Here is a 5,330-nt window from a genome sequence, read left to right as displayed (position 1 = left end):
GGGGCAATTTATGGGTATGCTCTATGGTGCTGATAGAAACTCTTTAGCTTTTGTTACTACGCCACCGCCGATTATGGGGCTATCTATGACAGGTGGTTTTGAATTATACGCACAAAATATAACCGGTAAGAATTATAATCAAATAGAAGCCGATGTGCAAAGGGTCGTAGCAAAAGCCAATCAAAGCCCAGTTTTAACTCAAGTTAGAACCACGCTTGATACTAATTTCCCTCTATATAATCTAACGCTAAATAGAGATAAGATTAAGATGATGGGAATTTCATTTAATGATATATTTGATACTATCAATTCAACCATAGGTCAATACTATGTAAATGATTTTAACATCCTTGGTAAGACCTATAAGGTAAATATAAGAGCCTATGAGAGTTATAGAGATTCTCCTGATGATTTGGGGCTACTTTATGTGCGTAGTGCAAGTGGAAATTTAGTGCCACTTGATTCTATTGTTACTCTTACAAGGGGTCTTGGCCCTGATAATGTCGATAGATTTAATGGATTTCCAGCCGCTAAAATTATGGGTGAGCCAAAGCCTGGATATACTTCTGGAGATTCTATTAAAGAGATTGAAAGGATTATAAAAGAAGAGCTTGGTAATGAGTATAATATAGGTTGGGCCGGTTCAGCATATCAAGAGGTCAGTAGCACAGGTAAAGGAGCTCAAGCATTTGTATTTGGTCTTATATTTGTATTTTTGATTTTGGCAGCTCAATATGAGAGATGGCTAATGCCTTTAGCGGTTGTGACAGCCGTGCCATTCTCGGTATTTGGGGCGTTAGCTTTTACATATTTGCGTGGTCTTAGCAATGATGTCTATTTTGAGATTGGATTGCTTCTTTTAATAGGCTTAGCGGCTAAAAATGCGATTTTGATAGTTGAATTTGCTATGCAGGAGCATATCGCTGGTAAAAGCATAAAAGATGCGGCCATTAGTGCTTCTAAGATGAGATTTAGACCGATTGTTATGACTTCACTAGCCTTTACTTTAGGGGTTTTACCGATGGCGTTAGCTACTGGAGCAGGTGCTGCATCACGCCACGCATTAGGTACTGGCGTAATTGGTGGTATGATAGCAGCATCTACAATTGCGATATTTTTTGTGCCACTATTTTTCTATATATTAGAGAGCTTTAATGAGTGGCTAGATAGCAAAAGAGCTAAATTTGGAGCAAAAGATGAATAGGATTATTATGGTTTTTATAGCAGCTATTATTAGTGGTTGCTCACTTCGTCCTGATATGATTGAGATAGAGCAAGAGTATAGATACCAGATGGATTATTATAGCGTTAGTCAGAAGTGGTGGGAGAGCTTTGGTGATGATAAGTTAAATATATTAATCCAAAAATCATTACAAAACAATAGCGATCTACTCATTGCGTTAAATAATATAGAAAAAGCTAGAATCAATCTAAGGCTAGATAGGCTTGAGTATCTTCCAAATATCTCATTACAAGGCGAAGCGACTAAAGAGGGCATGGCAGATACTAGTAGCAATAATATAAATAAATTTTCTCTAAGTGCTGTTTTGAGCTATGAGCTTGATTTGTGGGGTAGAGTAAGAGATAAGGCAAATGCAAGTCAGTCTATATATAATGCGACTAAATTTGATTATGAGAGTGCTAGAATTAGCCTAGCAAGTAGCGTGGCAAATACATATTTCTTGCTTGTCTCCTTAAAAGAGCAAGAGCAGATCTTGCTAGATACGCTAAATTCATATATTCAAAGTGTGGAGTATAGAGCTATGCAATTAGCTGCTGGTGAGATAGATGAGTTGATATACGCTCAAGCTGTTGCTACTGCTGATGAGGCAAGGGCTCAGCTAGCTAGCTTACAAATGCAAATCTCACAAGCTAACTCATCTCTTGTAATATTAGTTGGCGGAGATTTAAATGAAATTTTGTATTCTGATATGAATGTATCTACTAATTTACCGATGTTGCCTGAAGTTCCAAGCGGTATTAGCTCAGATATTTTATTAAAAAGAGCCGATGTAGCAAGTGCGCTTGAGAGATTAAAGTCAAGCAATTTTTTAGTCGGTGTAGTTAGAACTCAGTGGCTACCTCAAATTTCCATCACAGGTATGTTTGGCTATACTAGCAATGATTTAGATAATTTGATAAATTCTAATAAAACAGCGTGGAATGTAGGCGGGAGCTTACTAGCACCGCTTATAGATTTTGGTCGCACATATAATAGTGTTAAGCTAGCAAATTTGGATCAAAACGCATCTTTTTTAGCCTATGATAAGGCTGTTAAAAATGCCTTTAGCGAGATTAGAACCGCACTTGATGATAGGAAAAATTCGCTTATGAAAGCCCGTAGTATGGAAAATTTAGTATCAAGCCAACAAAAGGTCTATGACATAGCTCAAAGTCGCTATGATGCTGGTTATAGTAGTCATTTGGAGCTACTAGATTCTCAAAGAAATTTGCTATCGGCAAAATTAAGCTTATCTAGTGCGAATTTAGAAGCTGTAAATAGCATTGTTTCTGTATTTAAGGCTTTTGGCGGTGGTTTTGAGTATGAGACAGATAATAAAACAAGAGAGAATTTAATCCAGCAAAGCTCAAATTAGTCTAAATTTCTAAAATTTATGCTATAATTGGAGCTATTTATCTAGATTTTTAAGGACATATTTTGGAGAGTTACCCCATTATTATGATAATTTTGGCAGCCATTTTCATATTTTTAAATGGCTTTTTTGTCTTGTCTGAGTTTTGTATTGTTAAGGTTAGAAGGTCTCGTTTAGAAGAGCTTGTCAAAGAGAGACGACCAAATGCTAAACTCGCCCTAAGAATGTCAAATTCGCTAGATACTTATCTTAGTGCTACGCAGCTTGGCATTACACTTAGCTCCCTTGCTCTTGGATGGATTGGGGAACCAGCCGTGGCTGATATTATTAGAGAGCCGTTAAAATCGATATTTGGCATTGATAATATCACTACTTTACACACAGTATCATTTGTTATCGCTTTTAGTTTTATTACTTTATTGCATGTTGTCCTTGGTGAGCTTGTACCAAAGTCAGTAGCAATCGCTAAGGCCGAACAAGCCGTGCTTTTGATAGCTAGACCATTATACTTTTTTTGGATTATCTTTTTCCCAGTTATTCGCACATTTGACTTTATAGCGGCTATGTTTTTAAAGCTAATTGGCATTAGACCTGCTAGAGAGAGCGAATTAGCGCACTCTGAAGAGGAGATTAAAATCATCGTTGGCGAGAGCTTAAAAGGCGGTGTGCTAGATAGCATGGAGAGCGAGATTATAAAAAACGCCGTTGATTTTAGTGATACAGTGGCTAAGGAGATTATGACTCCACGCAAAGATGTTGTTTGCTTAAATAAAAAATTGAGTTTTGAAGAAAATATGAACATAATAATAAAGAGCAAATATACTAGATTTCCATATATCGATGGTAGCAAAGATAGCGTTTTGGGTATGATTCATATAAGGGATATTTTACAAAACGATCTAGATGGCAAAATAGAAAATTTGGATAAAATCGTAAGAAAATTTATCATAGTCCCAGAAAATAGCTCAATATCCAAAATTCTTGTTATGATGAATAAAGATAGAATTTCAGCCGCCCTTGTAGTAGATGAGTATGGCGGGACAGCAGGACTTCTTACTATGGAAGATATAATCGAAGAGATAGTGGGCGATATAAATGACGAACACGATGATAAAGACCAAAACTATAAAAAAATTGCCGATGATACATATGAATTCAATGGTAGATTTGAGATAGAAGCCGTTGAAGAGATAATGGGTATTAGATTTGATGAAGAGACAGAGCAGCTTACGATTGGCGGTTATGTGTTTAATCTATTTGAGAGATTACCGGTTGTGGGCGATACTATAGAGGATCAAAACTGCATTTATGAAGTTATAAAGATGGATGGAACTAGCATTGGAGCCGTTAAAGTAACGCTTTTAAACTCCAATGATGATGAAGATGAATTTGACTAGTGTGCTACGCCCTTTGGCGTGGTGCCAAGCTTTTACCATCAATTTTAATCTAAATATTAATTAAATTTTTATCTTTCTTTGGATACTATTTCAACTTCATCTTTTATATATAATCCAACTTTTTATATTTTTAAAGATGCAAGCATAAGACAAATTGGCAAATCTTATACACATACCCCATGTCATCACTTAGTTCCACCATCGCCACCAACAATATTTGAAAATGATGTATATGTATGCACAAACGCTCTTTTAAAGCCAGGGATTACTCTACATACAGGATGCATAGTAGCTCAAAATGCCATCGTTACAAAAGATGTACCGCCATATGCTATAGTAGGCGGAAGCCCAGCTAAAATACTAAAATACCGCTTTGACGAGCCAACAAGAAATAGGCTTTTAAAATTAAAATGGTGGGAGTATCATTTTGCAGATTTTGATGGTATAGATGCAATGAAAGATATAAATTATTATTTAGATGAGCTAGAGAGTAGAATTCAAAACCAAACTATAAAGCCATTTTATCCCAGAAAAATGCAGTTTGAAGAGCTAATACAAATAAGCAAACAGCCAGTATCTGTAGTAAAACCACAAACCACGCCACAACCACCACAAGAGCCATCTTTACAAGATCAGATAATTTCTCTCAAAGAGCAGATATCTAAAAAAGATAATGAGATTAAAGCCTTACAAACTAGCTACCAAAAAGCAGCAAATTTCAAAAATCATCTAAGCTATAAACTAGGCAACTCCTTAATCAAGGCACACAAAAGTTGGTATAAGGGCGGATATATTAAATTCATATTTGAAGCGATAAAGATAAAAAATAAGCATAAGAATTAATAATATCCAAGACAGAGCGTATCTGTGATTTTGATACGCTTTTCAAATGGTGTTGGCGAAAAATATTTACATTTTTCTATATATATATGAGCTGAATATGGCAACCCAAGGTCATCATAAAGCTTTTTAAGATTGACAAATTTAAACTTATCAACCATCTTAATCTCAAGTAAATTAATTAAATTTGAGCCATTTGAAATAGTCAAATGCGAACTAGCCACGCCAGTAAATGAGCAAAATGCACTTGCTAGCACAAAACCATCTAGACTTGTGCAGGATTTTATGGCATATTGATACTTTGATGGAATTGATTTTTTATGCAAAAATACAGTGCGAGAGTTTTGATATGAAGCCGCGACCACTTCTTTCCAAAATTTATAAGCACCATTTGAAATTTTACAAATATGAGAAAATTCGCAATTTAACACATACTCATCTAAAAAATTATTAGACGCCAAGGTAAATTTAATCACGCTAACTCCAAAATTTTTAGCAT

General features: G+C 35.5%; 5 protein-coding genes. 4 read left to right on the top strand and 1 reads right to left on the bottom strand.

Going from position 1 to position 5,330, the window contains the following annotated elements; translation table 11 throughout:
* From CSUIS19072_RS08165 to CSUIS19072_RS08150, 4 genes are all read left to right on the top strand, one after another.
* Positions 1-1,204: efflux RND transporter permease subunit (locus tag CSUIS19072_RS08165; RefSeq protein ID WP_337212246.1), on the top strand; the 1,204-nt coding region annotated here is incomplete at its 5' end.
* Positions 1,197-2,597 carry an efflux transporter outer membrane subunit gene (locus CSUIS19072_RS08160; protein WP_086242378.1) on the top strand — a complete coding sequence of 467 codons (1,401 nt, stop codon included), beginning with the start codon at positions 1,197-1,199 and terminating at the stop codon, positions 2,595-2,597. The genes CSUIS19072_RS08165 and CSUIS19072_RS08160, both read left to right, overlap by 8 nt.
* 83 nt (positions 2,598-2,680) lie before the next feature.
* Positions 2,681-3,991, top strand: a complete 1,311-nt coding sequence (locus CSUIS19072_RS08155; RefSeq protein ID WP_086237452.1) for a hemolysin family protein — start codon at positions 2,681-2,683, stop codon at positions 3,989-3,991.
* Between the two features lie 78 nt (positions 3,992-4,069).
* Complete coding sequence (locus tag CSUIS19072_RS08150; protein ID WP_096030567.1) at positions 4,070-4,834, top strand: CatB-related O-acetyltransferase; 765 nt, start codon at positions 4,070-4,072, stop codon at positions 4,832-4,834.
* On the opposite strand, the gene CSUIS19072_RS08145 is transcribed toward CSUIS19072_RS08150, so the two are convergent.
* The gene (locus CSUIS19072_RS08145) at positions 4,831-5,307 is read right to left on the bottom strand and encodes a cysteine permease (RefSeq protein WP_086292843.1); all 477 of its coding nucleotides are present in this window, start codon (positions 5,305-5,307) and stop codon (positions 4,831-4,833) included. The genes CSUIS19072_RS08150 and CSUIS19072_RS08145 overlap by 4 nt on opposite strands.
* Positions 5,308-5,330: the final 23 nt, after the last annotated feature.

It is taken from the genome of Campylobacter sp. RM19072 (assembly GCF_024723485.1).
Taxonomy (GTDB): Bacteria; Campylobacterota; Campylobacteria; order Campylobacterales; family Campylobacteraceae; genus Campylobacter; species Campylobacter porcelli.
The sequence above is the reverse complement of the archived record's forward strand: the minus strand, read 5'-3'. Positions and strand labels throughout refer to the sequence as shown.

Excerpts from the sequence above, each read along its gene's own strand:
- CSUIS19072_RS08160 (WP_086242378.1), top strand. The coding sequence starts at position 1,197 with ATGAATAGGATTATTATGGTTTTTATAGCAGCTATTATTAGTGGTTGC.
- CSUIS19072_RS08155 (WP_086237452.1), top strand. The coding sequence starts at position 2,681 with ATGATAATTTTGGCAGCCATTTTCATATTTTTAAATGGCTTTTTTGTC.